Origin of the sequence: Kangiella sp. HZ709, from assembly GCF_009674675.1 — a bacterium.
Taxonomy (GTDB): Bacteria; Pseudomonadota; Gammaproteobacteria; order Enterobacterales; family Kangiellaceae; genus Kangiella.
In genome coordinates, this window is sequence record NZ_WKJC01000001.1 from 486713 (window position 1) to 502996 (window position 16284).

13 protein-coding genes are annotated in these 16284 nt (G+C 39.8%); 11 read left to right on the top strand and 2 right to left on the bottom strand.

Going from position 1 to position 16284, the window contains the following annotated elements; translation table 11 throughout:
- Positions 1 to 11: 11 nt before the first annotated feature.
- Entirely contained in the window at positions 12 to 503 is a 492-nt protein-coding gene (locus GJS41_RS02215) for a CinA family protein (protein WP_227551230.1), read from the bottom strand.
- Between the two features lie 93 nt (positions 504 to 596).
- Between GJS41_RS02215 and mutS the strand changes: the two genes are divergently transcribed.
- The 5 genes from mutS to GJS41_RS02240 all read left to right on the top strand — a co-directional run bounded on the left by mutS (position 597) and on the right by GJS41_RS02240 (position 6748).
- A complete protein-coding gene (mutS, locus tag GJS41_RS02220; protein ID WP_154245703.1) occupies positions 597 to 3203 on the top strand; it encodes a DNA mismatch repair protein MutS in 2607 nt (868 codons plus the stop codon).
- Between the two features lie 45 nt (positions 3204 to 3248).
- Positions 3249 to 3572, top strand: coding sequence for a ferredoxin FdxA (gene fdxA / locus GJS41_RS02225; protein WP_154245704.1), 324 nt, complete (start codon positions 3249 to 3251; stop codon positions 3570 to 3572).
- A gap of 33 nt (positions 3573 to 3605) precedes the next feature.
- Positions 3606 to 4163 carry a 2OG-Fe(II) oxygenase gene (locus GJS41_RS02230; RefSeq protein ID WP_154245705.1) on the top strand — a complete coding sequence of 186 codons (558 nt, stop codon included), beginning with the start codon at positions 3606 to 3608 and terminating at the stop codon, positions 4161 to 4163.
- A complete protein-coding gene (locus tag GJS41_RS02235; RefSeq protein ID WP_154245706.1) occupies positions 4163 to 5335 on the top strand; it encodes an aspartyl/asparaginyl beta-hydroxylase domain-containing protein in 1173 nt (390 codons plus the stop codon). Before GJS41_RS02230 ends, GJS41_RS02235 begins: the two co-directional genes overlap by 1 nt.
- Before the next feature lie 165 nt (positions 5336 to 5500).
- The gene (locus tag GJS41_RS02240; RefSeq protein WP_154245707.1) at positions 5501 to 6748 is read left to right on the top strand and encodes an HD-GYP domain-containing protein; all 1248 of its coding nucleotides are present in this window, start codon (positions 5501 to 5503) and stop codon (positions 6746 to 6748) included.
- A 33-nt stretch (positions 6749 to 6781) separates the two neighbouring features.
- Here the strand turns inward: GJS41_RS02240 and GJS41_RS02245 are convergent, their stop codons facing one another.
- The gene (locus GJS41_RS02245; RefSeq protein WP_227551231.1) at positions 6782 to 8140 is read right to left on the bottom strand and encodes a hypothetical protein; all 1359 of its coding nucleotides are present in this window, start codon (positions 8138 to 8140) and stop codon (positions 6782 to 6784) included.
- 181 nt (positions 8141 to 8321) lie between these two features.
- Between GJS41_RS02245 and mfd the strand changes: the two genes are divergently transcribed.
- From mfd to GJS41_RS02275, 6 genes are all read left to right on the top strand, one after another.
- Positions 8322 to 11768 (top strand): transcription-repair coupling factor, encoded by a 3447-nt coding sequence (gene mfd, locus GJS41_RS02250; RefSeq protein ID WP_154245708.1) that lies wholly within the window; start codon positions 8322 to 8324, stop codon positions 11766 to 11768.
- 96 nt (positions 11769 to 11864) lie between these two features.
- Entirely contained in the window at positions 11865 to 12650 is a 786-nt protein-coding gene (locus GJS41_RS02255; protein ID WP_154245709.1) for a CsiV family protein, read from the top strand.
- Positions 12647 to 13786, top strand: a complete 1140-nt coding sequence (locus GJS41_RS02260) for a saccharopine dehydrogenase family protein (RefSeq protein WP_154245710.1) — start codon at positions 12647 to 12649, stop codon at positions 13784 to 13786. Before GJS41_RS02255 ends, GJS41_RS02260 begins: the two co-directional genes overlap by 4 nt.
- A 25-nt stretch (positions 13787 to 13811) precedes the next feature.
- Positions 13812 to 14051, top strand: a complete 240-nt coding sequence (locus tag GJS41_RS02265) for an EF-hand domain-containing protein (protein WP_154245711.1) — start codon at positions 13812 to 13814, stop codon at positions 14049 to 14051.
- Positions 14052 to 14088: 37 nt separating this feature from the next.
- Entirely contained in the window at positions 14089 to 14409 is a 321-nt protein-coding gene (locus tag GJS41_RS02270; RefSeq protein ID WP_154245712.1) for an antibiotic biosynthesis monooxygenase, read from the top strand.
- 240 nt (positions 14410 to 14649) lie between these two features.
- Entirely contained in the window at positions 14650 to 16170 is a 1521-nt protein-coding gene (locus GJS41_RS02275; RefSeq protein ID WP_154245713.1) for an aldehyde dehydrogenase family protein, read from the top strand.
- Positions 16171 to 16284 lie beyond the last annotated feature (114 nt).

Below are 16284 nucleotides of genomic sequence, written 5' to 3' on the forward strand. Positions count from 1 at the left end.
GTCTGCTTTTTTTATGCAAAATCTTCAATCAAACTATCAATCAATTCTAAAGCTTTTTCGACTGTTTGTTGGCGCACTTGCACCCTATTTCCCGCAAAAACTAATTTATGAGCACCAGCTCCTAAAGCATGAGCATAACCAAACCAGACAGTTCCAACTGGCTTATCTTCAGAGCCCCCATCTGGACCTGCGATACCACTTACGGCTATTGCGATGCGCTTACCTTTACCTGCGCGATTATAAGCGCCTTTGGCCATACTTTTCACCACATCCATGGAGACGGCGCCAGCCGCTTCGATAAGCTCCATGGGAACGCCTAACATTTCATGTTTTGCATTGTTGGAGTATGTGATAAAAGCTCTATCAAACCATTGCGAACTTCCGGCCAAATTCGTACAAGCAGCTGAGATCATGCCGCCAGTACAAGATTCAGCCGTAACTACCATCAGTTCTTTGTCGATTAATTTTTGTGCGGTTAATTTCAGTTGTTCTAATTGTTGCAAGCGTCACCTACTGGTTTTCTTTATTTATGTTTATAGCCAGATCCGTTAAGCTATAGGCAATAGATAATGGCATCATAATATAATAATTACTCCATGGCGAAATCCGATAAAACCTCTGCAAATGATCCTGCTTTGCAGCAGCATACTCCAATGATGCGCCAATACTGGCGACTTAAAAACGAACATCCCGATTATCTTCTCTTTTATCGTATGGGTGATTTTTATGAGTTGTTTTATGAGGATGCTAAACGCGCTGCTGAAATTCTTGATTTAACTCTGACCAAACGCGGTGCTTCTGCAGGCGAGCCAATTCCAATGGCAGGAGTTCCGTTTCATGCGGTAGATGGTTATTTAGCGAGATTAGTTAAACTAGGCGAATCAGTAGCGATATGCGAGCAAATTGGCGATCCCGCTACCAGTAAAGGACCGGTTGATCGGAAAGTGGTTCGCATTGTGACTCCGGGAACCCTTTATGATGAAAACCTGTTAGATGCCAATTCAGAGCAACTGCTAGCCGCGGCTTACAAAAAATACCATAGCTATGGACTGGCTTGTATTGATATGGCTTCTGGCCGTTTTTGGTTATCTGAATTTGATAATAAAAGTGATTTCCAAGCGGAGCTATACCGAGTAAAACCTGCAGAAATGGTCATTAGCGATGCACTACAAGAAGATGGTTCTCAATCTCTTCTAGGCAACTTAGAAACCAGCATCAAGTGGCAACCTGATTTTGCTTTCGATTATGAGCAAAATCTTGCTAATTTATTAAACCATTTTCAAGTTAAAAACTTAGATTCTTTTGGTTGTGATGATTTTAATTTAGCCGTTTGCGCTGCCGGTGCAGTTTTAACCTATGCAAAAAATACTCAGCTAAATTCTTTACCCCATATCCGCACTTTGCAACGTCACCAAGACAGCCAACAGCTTACTCTAGATCCGGCAACTCGTCGTAATTTAGAGCTCACTGAAAATTTACAAGGCGGTACTGCAAACACTTTATTTGAAGTATTAAACTCTACCAAAACGGTCATGGGGGCTCGTCTATTAAAACGCTGGTTACATGCTCCATTAAGTACCAAAGCTCAGATTGAGTCGCGCCTAAATGCAGTTTCTCAAATTCAACAAGAACACCGATTTATTGAGCTGCAAGAAATCTTAAGTGATATAGCCGATATCGAGCGCATATCCACCCGGCTGGCCTTAGGCAGTGCCAACCCTCGTGACTTAAAGCGACTCGAAAATGGTTTGTGTGCATCGCAAACTTTAAATCAATATTTATCCGATAATAAACTTTCAATTGATTTGAGCTCAACCATTCATAGTTTAGAAAACATTCAAGACCTTTTGAATCAATCAATTATTGAGCAACCTCCAATGGTTATTCGTGATGGTGGCATGATTGCCAATGGTTTTAATGCTGATTTAGATGAATTAAAAAGTCTCGCTTCTGATGCCAGCGACTTTATGTTGCGACTTGAAAATGACGAAAAAGAACAAACCGGCTTAAGCACTTTAAAAGTTGGTTACAACAAGGTGCATGGTTTTTATATAGAAATATCCCGGGCTCAATCTGAACAAGCTCCTGCACATTATATTCGCCGACAAACCTTAAAAAATAACGAGCGATTTATTACGCCCGAATTAAAAGAGTACGAAGAAAAAGTCTTATCCAGCAAATCAAGAGCCTTAGCGCTGGAAAAGAAAATTTACGCAAAACTCATCTCTGAGTTGCAGCAATATGTAGCAAAAATTCAATCCACCGCCAATGCAGTAGCTGAGCTTGATTTGCTCACTTGTTTTGCAGAACGCGCTGAATCATTAGAGCTTAACCGCCCTACTTTAATCAATGACAACTCCATCGATATTCAACAAGGCAGACACCCTGTAGTAGAATATCATTTGGATGAGCCCTTTATTGCTAATGATTTAGCTTTAAATAAATCTCGTCGTAGTTTGATTATTACGGGGCCAAATATGGGCGGTAAATCGACTTATATGCGACAAACTGCCTTGATAGTACTAATGGCGCATATTGGATGTTTTGTGCCAGCTCAAAGCGCTGAAATAGGCACAGTTGATCGAATCTTTACCCGTATAGGTGCTTCTGATGATTTAGCTTCTGGCCGCTCAACCTTTATGGTTGAGATGTCGGAAACTGCCAATATTTTAAATAACGCCACTAACAAAAGTTTAATTTTGTTGGATGAGATTGGCCGAGGAACCTCGACCTTTGACGGTTTAGCTTTAGCTTCTGCAACGATTCAATATATCCATGAAAAAATAAATGCCTTTACCCTCTTTGCGACCCACTATTTCGAGCTGACCCAACAGGCTGAATCTTGGGATAAAATGGAGAATGTGCATTTTGGTGCCACCGAGCATCAAGACTCCGAAGGCTCGAACTTAATTTTCTCGCACAAGGTTAATGATGGCCCAGCCAGTCAGAGCTACGGCATTCAGGTCGCCCAATTGGCTGGCTTACCTAAAGTGGTCATCAGCGTGGCCAATCAGCTATTAAAACATTTAGAAAAGTCAGGTACTAATGAAGCGGCAATACCAGAAATTGAACTATCGCAAATCGAACAAATAACCCAGCAGGAATCAGAAGTAGAGAACACTTTAAAATCTATTGAGATTGACGAATTATCACCAAGACAAGCACTCGATCTATTGTATAAACTTAGAGAATCGCTAAAATAGCGCCTGTAATCTTGATTTCAATTATTGACCGACCCAGGAAATAGCATGGCCTTTGTAGTAACTGATAATTGTATTAAATGTAAACACACCGATTGTGTTGAAGTTTGTCCTGTGGACTGCTTTTATGAAGGTCCCAATTTTTTAGTGATCAATCCTGATGAGTGTATTGATTGCGCTCTATGTGAACCTGAGTGCCCCGCTGAAGCTATCTTTGAAGAAGATGATGTGCCGGCTGGTCAAGAAAGCTTTGTTGAATTAAATGCCGAGCTATCAGAAATTTGGCCCAATATTACCGAGAAAAAAGATGCACCTGAAGATGCAGAAGAATGGGACGGTGTTGAAAATAAATTACAGTACTTGGAAAGATAATTTAGAGCTAAACTTATATTCGAGGAGCCTCAATTGAAGCCAGTAAGAACCGGATCAATTCAAGATAGAAAAATAGCCATTTATGACGGGCTACTCAAGCAAAATGAAGTTGTAGCTTTAGATCGAGCTTTTCAAAATGCTCCTTTCACCAAAAACGAAGTTGCTAAAGCTGAAACTCAAAACTCTCCACATTGGGCTCTTAATTTGTCTATAGAAGAGTTTAAATCGACACCAATGTATTCAAATTTGTTATTAGCATTAAGCGACTTTACAGGTGATGCATCTAATTATCATCCTTACCGACATTATTGTAACTACGCTAGTTTTGGCGATATGCTTTATAGCCACAGAGATAGTTCAGAGCCAGGTGCCGAAATAACCGCTTTGTGGTTTATTTGCACTAAATGGCACCATGACTGGGGCGGTGAAACTTTATTTTATAGTGATGAAGGTGATGCCGAGTTTGTATGTACGCCCAAACCTGGCCGCTTGGTTTTATTTGATAGCCATCTTTTACATGCAGGCAAAGCACCGAATAGGAACTGCCTTCAGCCAAGATTTACATTTGCTGTGAAATTAGAAAAAGCGTAATGAATGATTTTTTTGAATCTGCATTCGCTGCCTATAAGAAAAAAAATTACAATACAGCTTTATCAATTATTGACACTATTTCAAGCAAAGACTCAGGTAGTTTTGGTAATTCTTTACAGTTAAAAGCTCAAATATATTTTGAACTACAAAAGACTGATTCATTTATAACTACGCTAAAAGAAATTTATCAGTTCAATCCAAATGACAAATCTAACCTACTAGCATTAATAATCTGGCTCAATAATGATCAGAAAAAAAATGATGCATTTAATTATCTGAATATTCTATCTAAAAAAATCATCGAAGAGTCTGACAAGGATTTTTTCAATAAAAATGTCAAACAATTATCTTCGTTTGTAAACTTATCATTAGATATTTTGAAATCTCAGATTCTAGATAAGAATAAACAACTTGAGGTAAATCTTAATTTTAAAGCCTTCGTAAACAACATATTCAACTCTAAATTGGCATTAAAAAACATTCATTCAGAATATCAACGCCCTACATATCTTCACTATCCAGGACTGAAAGAGTCCGCATGGCACAATACTGAATCAGTCAAGCAATTAGCTCCCTCTGATTTTCAATCATTAAAAGAAGAAATAATTGACTTATTCAGCTCCAGCCAGTCTCGCCCTTACTATCAATCTGATGCTCCGACCAAAAGCTCTCTAGAATCTTTGAGGAATAATGAGAATTGGAGTTCTATAATTCTCCAAAATCAGAAAGGAGTGCGTTACGACTCCAGTGAATATCCAGTATTAGCAAGTTATATTAAGCAGTTACCTCTAGCGGACTGCCCACCTCATGCTCCAGAGGTGATGCTTTCTATCTTAAAACCTGGAACTCATATCCCGCCTCATTACGGACTTTCAAACTTTAAATTAACGCTTCATCTACCCATAATGGTTCCAAAAGGTGAGTTGTTTATTAAAGTAGGCGATATTAAAAAAACATGGAAGGAAGGAGTCCCCCTTTTATTTGACGACTCTTATATTCATGAAGCAATAAATAATAGTGAGCAGGTTCGGTTGGTTTTGATAGCCGATATATGGCACCCAAGCCTGTCGAGCAGTGAACGTATACTATTGCAAAATAGCATAGAAATTATCGATAACTGGCATAAATACTCTTTTAATCATTTGTTCAGTTATGGTTTACAGTATAACTGAAGATTTTGTAAATTTGGCTGACACATTTTTACCCTAAAAAATCAAAAAGTTAGCTAAATCAATAAGTTTCACTGAGTACGCTGTAAGAATTACTCTTTTGTAAAATCGACATTCTGTGATAGAGTTAACATTGATAGATAGATCCAGTTATCATTGGTGGGGCGAATGTTAGTAACAACTAAGGTGTCTGTTGCATCCCTGGAAATAGGTATGAGCGTGGTCAATTTAGATCGCCCTTGGACAGATCTGCCTTTCCCCCTTCAAGGTCTAGTTATAACTAGCGATTTTGAAATAGAAGTTTTAAGAAAGCACTGCAAGTTTGTTTATATTGAGCATGATTATACAGGCACTACATCAGGCCAAATTAAGCCCAGTCAAAACTTCACCCCTTCTTTGCAGAACAAAAAAGCCTTTACCCGGAAAATTCGCGGTCTTCAACCTAAAACTGAGTTGAATAACGAGCTAGCAAGAGCCAACAACGTATACATGCAAGCGAGAGAGCATTTAGAAAAAATTTTTACGAATGCTCGTCAGCACAGAAAAATAGAATTGCGCGAAACAGAAATTATCGTTAATAAGTGTATTAGTAGCATTCTTTCTAATGCCAATGCTTTATTTTGGTTAACTCGTATCCAAGATGTTTCTAAAACAGAGGCTAACCACAGTCTACGCGTAGCCATTTTATCAACAGCTTTAGGTCATTATATTGGTATGAATCGAAAAGAATTGATTCAGTTGGGCTTAGCAGCTTTACTGCATGATATCGGTAAAACCAGAATTCCTACTGATATCGTGAACAAACAATCAAAATTATCGATTGCCGAAAGACGAGTTATGGAGCGCCATACCAGTTTAGGCTTCGAGCTTTTAAATGCTGATACCCAATTAGAAGCCGTCATTAAAGAAGTAGCTCTTAATCACCATCAACGTCCGGATGGCAAAGGCTATCCACATCAACTACGAAATAGACCTTTATCTTTATTTACAAGAATTGTTTCTATTGTTGATTGTTACGATGATATGACTCATGAAATATCTCACTTTAAAGCTACTTCGCCACGTTTAGCTTTAAAAGAAATTTATGAAAACGCCGACACTCAATTTGATAAAAACCTTGCCAAAGCCTTTATCAAAATGGTCGGTATATACCCAGCAGGTTCGCTGGTAAAAATGACAAATGGTGAGGTAGCGATGGTCGTTTCGGCCGAATGCGAATCAAAACTATCACCTAAGGTTGAAGTGATTTACGATAACAAAGGCAAAATGTGCAAGCCGTTTATCATCGACTTGCAAAAAGCGCAAAAAGATAAGAATGCCCAACTCTACAAGATTGCGGGCTCCTTACCTGATGGTAGTTTAGGTCTGGATATGCAGCAATACATCAGCAGCCGTTTAAATGCAGAAACTTTTTAAGGCTCGCTTAGAAACTTATCTTAGTACCTGAAACTAATAACCATCTCCAAACAACACCCCCTGAACTCCGCGCACCGTCCAATCACCAGTACCGCCGGCTGCTAAAGGCATTTTAGGATATTTGCGACTACCCTCTTCAAGTTCATCATTATTAAGTATATAAGCCATCTGACCTATTAATCGACTGGCCTTTATTTGCGTATTCCAGCTCCTATAACCATTAGGCCAATCCAGACTATATTGTCTAGGACGAGTACCACCCCATCCTGGGATAGTACCAATTCCGTCAAATCGCTCAGCCAGATCTTCTACACCTGCTTCTGCTAATAAAAAATCCAAGCGTGAAATAACACTGGCTGCAATTCGACTATTCCAGGTTGCCATAGGTAAGCGCCCCACTAAGCCATTTAAGTGGTCAGTACAAACGGCAGCTAAATAAGACCAGCCAGAGTTCATTTTTGCAGCAGCATTTTCGTTTCCATCAACCGCGGCTTTAATAACAGCTTTAACATTCTCAATAGTCACATCTTTTTGCGGTGTACCACTGATTTGAAACAGTTCGTTGGTAGTTTTTACTGCCATATCACGCCACTCTTGATCCCACTCCTCACCTTTATCTAATGTCTTCGCTAACTCATTAGCACGATAATACAGTGGGTTTAAGTTGGCATGGTGCAGAGAATAGCCAATACGAGGTTTCGGCCAAAAGAATGCCAATAAACGATTATCCCAGCCAGAAACGGTATCTCCTGCGGCTTGTTTTAAATAGTAAGGTTGAAAAGGTGCATCCTGGATCCAATCAACCATAGCACGAACGAAATCAATATCTTTAGCATCTTTTGCAGGCACATAAGGCGGGTAAGTATCTTCGCCAATAAGCTCAATGCCTTGATCATCAAGCACCACAGGATCTTTTGAGCGCACTTCTATATCAGCTTGAACACGCGACTCTGCATAGGACATATAATCATCTTGCTCAGCAAAGCTCATGGCATTCCAGATTTGTAAAGCACTTGCAGATAAATTAGCCGCCATAACTTCACGACCTTTTTCATCGGTTAAACTACTGATTTCAAAAAGCACTTTGTAATCACGTAAAAACACATCATCCACTTGCTGATCATTTCGAAAAGACCAAGGCACCATCATTCTACATAGCATTTCCATACTGAACCGCTGCTCATTTCGAATTAAATCACTTAATGAGTTGTCACTAGCGCCTATTGGCATTTTGCCAAACTTCCAATCGATTTGATGGTTACCGCCATCACTATTTTTAAAGCGTTTAAACCAAACTTTCCAAGCTGCAAGAAACAATGCTTTATTAATAGCAAAATGTTCTGCATGTTTGAAATACATCATTGAATCGGTCGCTGGGTTGGCTTTATTCATAACGGCTCAATTGGTTCTTAGTGGATAATCTAACCATATCGAGAAAGCTTTATTAGTGCAATCATCGAAATTGCTTTTTGTCTTGCAATTCAAGCCACTAAAACTATTCCATCTATTATGTCGATACTAACTAAGCTATAATTTCAGCAAATTACACAGAGTCACAAAACATTCCTAGAAAATGATATCTGAACTTCTTCTGCCCATTCCAGAGATCAAATCCAAAACTCCCTATATCAACTACTGGCGTGGATTAAGTGGTTCAAGTCGTGCACTAGCAATCAGTCAACTAGCCGATTCGTTAGACTCACCTTTGGTGATTATGCTCGATGATGCGCATGATTTATGGTTGCTGGAAAAAGAAATTGGCTACTTTCTAGAATCTCAATCACTTGAAATTCCCCTGCTGGTATTTCCTGATTGGGAAACTTTGCCTTACGATAATTTTTCACCGCATCAAGATATCGTTTCACAGCGTCTATTAAGCCTCTATCAATTGCCAAGATTAAAACAAGGGATCGTTTTGATTACGGTTAATAGCTTGTTACTTAAAGTCGCACCCAAAGACTATATCGAGCAAAACAGTCTAATGCTTCATAACGGGCAAGCACTGGATATGCATGAAGTTCGTTCTTTATTCGAACAAGCTGGCTACCAAAATGTGAACCAAGTGTTTAGCCATGGAGAGTATGCAGTCCGCGGCTCGATTTTAGATCTGTATCCCATGGGTTCGGAAAGGCCTTTAAGAATTGATTTTTTCGATGATGAAATTGACTCTATTCGCTATTTTGACCCTGAGTCACAACTCTCCGATGAAAAAATCACCAGCTTTGAATTATTACCGGCTAAAGAGTTTCCCACAGATGATGATGCCATATCTCAATTCAGACAAAGTTTTCGTAGCGAGTTTGATGTGGACTTGCAAAAAGTATGGCTCTATCAAGAAGTTTCCAATGGTGCTTCACCGGCAGGTATCGAATATTATTTGCCACTATTTTTCGATGAACTAAATACTTTTTTTGATTACTTACCAGATCAAACCTATTACTTAAGCTTAAGTGATTTCGGGGCTAATTTAAGTAACTTCTGGCACGAAATTACTGAGCGTTACGAACAACGTCGACACGATGTTGAACGCCCTATTTTAGCGCCAAATCGACTTTACTTATCCATAGAAGAACTGAATCAAAAATTAAAAACTAGCCTACGGATACATTTTGAACCAACTCAATCGGATAGTGATTTTTTAACTGCACCAATTCCTCCTTTAACTATCGAGCATAAAGCACAAGATCCATTAAAAGCATTACGTAGTTTCTTAAGTCATTGGTCCGGTAAAACCTACATTGCTAGTGAATCAGCTGGCCGTAGAGAAGCTCTGAAAGACTTATTTGCAAGACACGATATAAAAGTGACTACCTTAGAAGTACTAGCTGATCTAATGACATTAGCCGATCATGAAGTAGCTATTGGCGTTGCACCTTTACATCAAGGCTTTGCATACCGCAATATTGCCGTGATCACAGAAGAAGAATTATTCGGCGAACAGGTACTACAAAAAAGAAATCGTGAAGATAAAGCAAGTCCTCAAGCAGAAGATGTCATTCGAAATCTTGCAGAGCTAAAAGAAGGCGATCCAGTTGTACACTATGAACAAGGTATAGGTCGCTACCGTGGCATGATAAAGCTTGATTCTGGTGACATCGAAGCTGAATATTTAATGCTTGAATATTCTGGTGGCGACAAATTCTACTTACCTATTCAATCGTTACATTTAATTAGCCGTTATTCAGGTTCAAACCCGGAGCTTGCGCCATGGCATAAATTAGGCACCGATTCATGGGATAAAGCCAAGAAAAAAGCCGCAGAAAAAGCGCGCGATGTTGCTGCAGAATTGCTCGACGTTTATGCTCGCCGAGCCGCCAAAGAAGGCATTTCCTATGAATTAGATGAAGTGGATTATCATCGATTTTCAGCCGAGTTTAGGTTCGAAGAAACCGTCGATCAAACCACCAGTATTAACTCTATTATTCGCGATATGACTTCGAACCAACCAATGGATCGCCTAGTCTGCGGTGACGTCGGCTTTGGTAAAACTGAAGTTGCCTTAAGAGCGGCATATATTGCCGCGCAAGCTGGGAAACAAGTGGCAGTTTTGGTTCCAACAACCTTACTGGCACAGCAGCACTTCGAAACTTTCTCAGATAGGTTTGCTGACTGGCCAATCAAGATAGCCCAGCTATCTCGCTTTGCAACAGGAAAAGAAACTAAACAAACATTAGCGGGGTTAAAAGCTGGTACCGTTGATATCGTTGTAGGCACCCATAAATTAATCCAAGGCGATATTGAATTTAAACGCTTAGGCCTGCTGATTATCGATGAAGAACATCGTTTTGGTGTGCGACAAAAAGAACAACTAAAAAAATATCGTAGCGAAGTTGATATTTTAACCTTAACAGCGACTCCTATTCCGAGAACTCTCAATATGTCCATGTCGGGCATGCGCGATTTGTCGATTATTGCAACGCCGCCAGCTAAACGCTTATCGGTGAAAACTTTTGTTCGGGAATATAACAAACCTTTGATCAGAGAAGCTATTTTAAGAGAAATATTACGAGGAGGTCAGGTTTATTTTCTGCATAACTCTGTTGAATCTATCGAGCGTGCGGCAAATGAATTACAAGAACTATTACCCGAAGCAAGAGTACGATTTGCTCATGGTCAAATGCGAGAAGCACAGCTAGAGCAAGTAATGCGCGATTTTAGCCACCAGCGCTTTAATGTTTTAGTTTCTACCACTATTGTCGAAACTGGAATTGATAACGCCAATGCCAACACAATGATTATCGAGCGTGCCGATAAATTTGGTTTAGCTCAACTCCATCAACTGCGTGGACGTGTGGGACGTTCTCACCATCAAGCCTATGCTTATTTGTTAACTCCCGCTGAGCGTAAAATTAGTCGAGATGCAGAAAAACGCCTTGATGCGATCTCACAGCTGGAAGATTTGGGTGCTGGCTTTACTCTTGCCACTCACGACTTAGAAATTCGTGGGGCGGGTGAACTATTGGGAGACGAACAGTCAGGGCAGATGCAAGCGGTTGGCTTTAACCTCTATATGGATATGCTTGAGTCTGCGGTGCAAGCATTAAAAGATGGCAAAGAGCCTAGCTTACAGCAGTCTTTGAAGCATAAAACTGAAATTGATTTAGATGTAGCCGCATTAATTCCAGATGATTACGTCGGCGATGTAGCCACGCGATTATCCCTATATAAACGCATTGCCAGTGCTAAAACTCAAGAACAATTAGAAGCCTTGCAAGTAGAGTTTATCGACCGCTTTGGTCTATTACCCGATGCATTGAAAAACTTATTCGTTATTACTCAACTAACTCTAGACGTTGCTAATCTAGGCATTTCTAAAATTGACTTAGTGAAATCAGGGGTGCGGATTGCCTTTACCCAAGATACTCAAGTTGACCCAACCAAACTCATTCGCCTTATTCAAATGAATCCTGCTCTATATAGATTTGAAAATAATGTGATGTTAAAAATACTCACAGAAGAAGAAGAATTAGAACCTTTGCTGAAAATTATCCGCTTGGTGATCGAAAAAATTTCAGAATAAAATCAGAAACCATGAGGTAATATTTCGAAAAGTCAAGACTACCTATTTTAATTGGTCGTGCTAAACTTTCTGTTCCAAAAGAGTACTAACGATACTATGAAAAGAATAATTACATTAATAGCCCTGGTTTGTGGCTTATTAATCACAAACTTTACTTTTAGCAATAGTGCAAAAGCACAAACTGTTTTTGATGTGGAGTTCGTATTTTTTAAACGTTTAGACGCAGACGGACAATTAAACTATTTGGCCAAAGATGAAAATTTAGTTTTCCGTCAAAATTACACTTTAAATCAGCCCATTTCTTTGCCTGAAGGTTATCAAAGTTTAAAACGTTCAGAAAGAAGGCTAGAAGGTGTTTTTAAGCGTTTAAGAGCGAGTGCGAATATGCGCCCATTATTACATTTGGGCTGGCGTCAACCATTAGAGAACAAAGAAAACGTCGCTTGGTTATCGTTTTCTGTATCTGATGAACCTGAGCAAAAAGGCTTATTGGATTTCATTGGAAAGATTCGATTTAGTCGCAATAAGGGGTTATTAATTGAAAGCCAAATCAATGGTTTTCGAGCTACCCTTCCAACAAACTTTACCGAAGATGATGATAATACGTCTGGAACTTCAGGTTTAGATTCTGAAAACACTAATGAAGAATCTGAAGAGGACCTTTCTGAAGTTCAGATACCAGATCCTTTAGCTGGTCACTTTTTATTAGAAGAAAATCGGAAGATAAAAATTAACGCTTTGAATTATTTTGACCACCCAACAATGGGTATACTAATCAAAGTCACGCCATATCAGGCAACTATCGAACAGCAAGACGCGCTAGAAGCTGAGCAAGCTTTACAGACATCAGAAATTAATAAAACCAATAAGGAATCAGAATGAGTAGTATCATCGTTTTAGGTGCAGGGATGGTCGGCAGTGTTATGGCTCGCGACTTATCAGAAAAATATGATGTTACAGTAGCGGACATCAATAAGCTGACTTTAAGCGCCTTAAAAAAGCGTCAACCGCAACTCAACACCCTTGAATTAGACTCTACCGATTTAGAGGCGCTACGAAATGCTATCGCGCCTTTTGATTTGGTTGTATGCGGTGTGCCAGGTCATTTAGGCTTTGTTACTTTAAAAAACATTATTGAAGCCGGCAAAGATGTGGTAGACATTTCTTTTGCCCCAGAAAACTGTTTGGAGCTCGATTATTTAGCTAAAAAGAACAATGTTACCGCCGTTATCGATTGCGGCGTTGCTCCAGGTATGGATAACCTATTATTAGGCTTTCACAATACTCGGATGGAAATCGAGTCCTTTGAATGCTTGGTAGGCGGTTTGCCTAAAGCGCGCCGCCGTCCGTTTGAATATAAAGCGCCTTTTTCACCAATTGATGTCATTGAAGAATACACACGCCCTGCTCGATTTATTTCACACGGACGCATGGTAACTCGCGAAGCATTAAGTGATAGAGAATTAGTCGAGTTTGACCGAATAGGTACTTTAGAAGCGTTTAATACCGATGGACTTCGAAGCTTAATGTTTACCATGAAAGACATTCCTCATATGAAGGAAAAGACTTTACGTTATCCTGGTCATGTTGAATCCATCAGAACCTTAAAAGCCAGTGGTTTTTTTAGTGAAGAGCCCGTACAAGTTAACGGTATGGAAATCACTCCTTTAGAGTTCACTTCTAAAGTTTTAATTAACGAATGGAAGCTAAAACCTAAAGAAGAAGAATTTACCGTTATGCGAGTCACTATTCGTGGGCAGGAAGGTGGCAAGACCAAAGAATACATCTACGATTTGTATGACGAGTATGATGTCGTTAAAAACGAAACCTCTATGGCTCGCACTACTGGCTTTACTGCTACGGCCATTGCACAACTGCTCCTTAAGAATAAATTCGATAAAGAAGGCGTATTTGCACCTGAGCATATTGGCGGCCATGCCGACTGTTGCAAAACAGTCATTGACTATCTAGAAGAACGTCGTGTACGTTACCGTTTAGATGAAAACACTTTAAGTTAAGAATTCAAAATTTAAGAGAATAACAATGAAACCATTATCAGAAGAAAGCTTAAACGAAGTACGCAAGAACTTTACCTTTTTTGACCGCGATGGCAATGGCGAAATCGACGTTGAAGAGTTTGAAAAGCTACTCCAAGTTTTAAGCCCAGATGCTACAGAAGAACAAGCCAAACGTGGCTTTGAAATTATCGATGAAAACAACGACGGTCATATCGATTTTGAAGAATTCTTAGAATGGTGGCAAACCTGCTGGTGGGAGTTCTAAAACCATTTGCTTAAAATGACTGCTGAAGAACCTACTCTTGTTTATTGTCGTTCTTGAATTTAACGTGAAGCCAGGCTTAGAAAATAAATTCTTAAAGTACTGGCAACTCACCACCGATATTATCTATAAGAACTTCGGAAGCTTAGGTTCGCGACTTCATATCTCTGATACAAACACCTATATTGCATACGCTCAATGGCCTAGTTTAGACGTGTACGAAACTGAACAAGATTGGTCTGAAGTGGATATAGAAATACGAAACAAAATGCGAGAAACCTTAATTGACGGACAAGTTAAGGTCATTAATAAATTCGCAGTTATGTCAGATCTTACTAAATCAAAACCGTATCAAGAATAATAATTTCGACCTTTTAATTACTTTTACTAATCCAATCCCCCTTGTTCAATAGCTTATCTAAACCACTTATCCGACCAGCTTCAAAACTGCTCATTTCTTAGTCATAACCGTTAAAATTCACTGGCGAAAATGCCCTTCTGGTGGTAAGGTAGCGCCGCATATTACTTCGGGTAAATAGCTATCAAATCTGATGGTTTTAATCAATATTTGCCCTACTTTATTTAATTTTAGAGGTTTCCTATGGATTTCTTAAAAGAACTTGGTATCCAAGACATCAATCAATCAGCAAGTTGGGGCGAAGGCTACACTGACACTCAAGACGCTGGAGTTATTGAATCTTATAACCCTGCTACTGGCGAATTAATCGCTAAGGTTTATGCATCATCAGCCACTGACTACGAAAAAGTGATGTCAGAAGCAGAAACTGCATTCGCAGAGTGGAAAAAAGTTCCAGCACCATTACGTGGTGAGTTAGTTCGTAAGATTGGTGATGCTTTAAGAAAACATAAAGACGCATTAGGTAGCTTAGTCGCGGCTGAAATGGGCAAAATCAAAGCTGAAGGCGATGGTGAAGTTCAAGAGATGATCGACATGGCCGATTTCGCCGTCGGTCAAGGTCGTATGCTTTATGGTAAAACCATGCACTCTGAGCGTCCAGAACACCGTATGTACGAGCAGTGGCACCCTCTTGGTATTACTGGCGTTATGTCAGCGTTTAACTTCCCTGTAGCGGTTTGGTCTTGGAACGCATTCATCGCCGCTATTTGTGGTAACACTACGGTATGGAAACCTTCTCCAAAAACGCCTTTGTGCGCCATTGCAGTACAAAACATCTGTAACCAAGTTTTAGAAGCTGAAGGCCTTAAAGGCATCTTCGGTTTATTCATCGACACTGATGAAAACAAATTAGCCAATACTTTCATTGAAGATAAGCGCGTTAAGAAAATGTCTTTCACAGGTTCTAGCGTAGTTGGCCGTATGGTTGGCGTTAAAGTTGCTGAGCGTATGGGTAAAGTCTTGTTAGAACTTTCAGGTAACAACGCATTAATCGTTGACGAATCTGCTGACTTGAACTTAGCGGTACCTTCAATCGTATTCGGCTCAGTTGGTACTGGCGGTCAACGTTGTACCACTACCCGTCGTTTAATCGTTCACCGTAGTCGTATGGATGAAGTGGTTAACGCTATTGTTAAAGGTTATGGTCAAGTTAAGATTGGTAATCCGTTAGATACAGAGACATTGATGGGTCCATTAATTGACGAGCAGGCAGTTCAAAACTTTGAAGCTTCCGTTGCTGCAGCCAAAGAAGCTGGCGGCGAGATTCTATTCGGTGGTAAGCGTATTGATGGTCCAGGTCACTTCATCGAGCCAACCATTATTCGTGCAGAAAACGATTGGGATGTAGTGCAGTCAGAAACTTTTGCTGCGATCTTATACGTGATGCCTTTCGATACGATCGAAGAAGCTATCGCGATTCAAAACCATTCAAAAGCAGGTCTTTCATCTGCAATCTTCACTAACCACGTTCCAAACGCAGAAAAGTTCTTATCTTCTGTAGGTTCTGACTGCGGTATTGCAAACGTCAATATTGGTACTTCAGGTGCTGAAATCGGCGGTGCATTCGGCGGCGAAAAAGAAACTGGCGGCGGTCGTGAAGCTGGTTCAGACGCTTGGAAAGCATACATGCGTCGTCAAACCAACACTATCTTCTGGGGCGACACCCCTACTCTAGCCCAAGGCATTACTTTCGACCTAGGCTAAGCTTATTTCAGGCCACATAAACTGTTATTAGTTTAGTGGCCTTTTTAATTATTTTGTTGTCCAATTTTATATAGAGTGACGAGAAAAACTAATCTCTAGAATAAGGAGAATTTT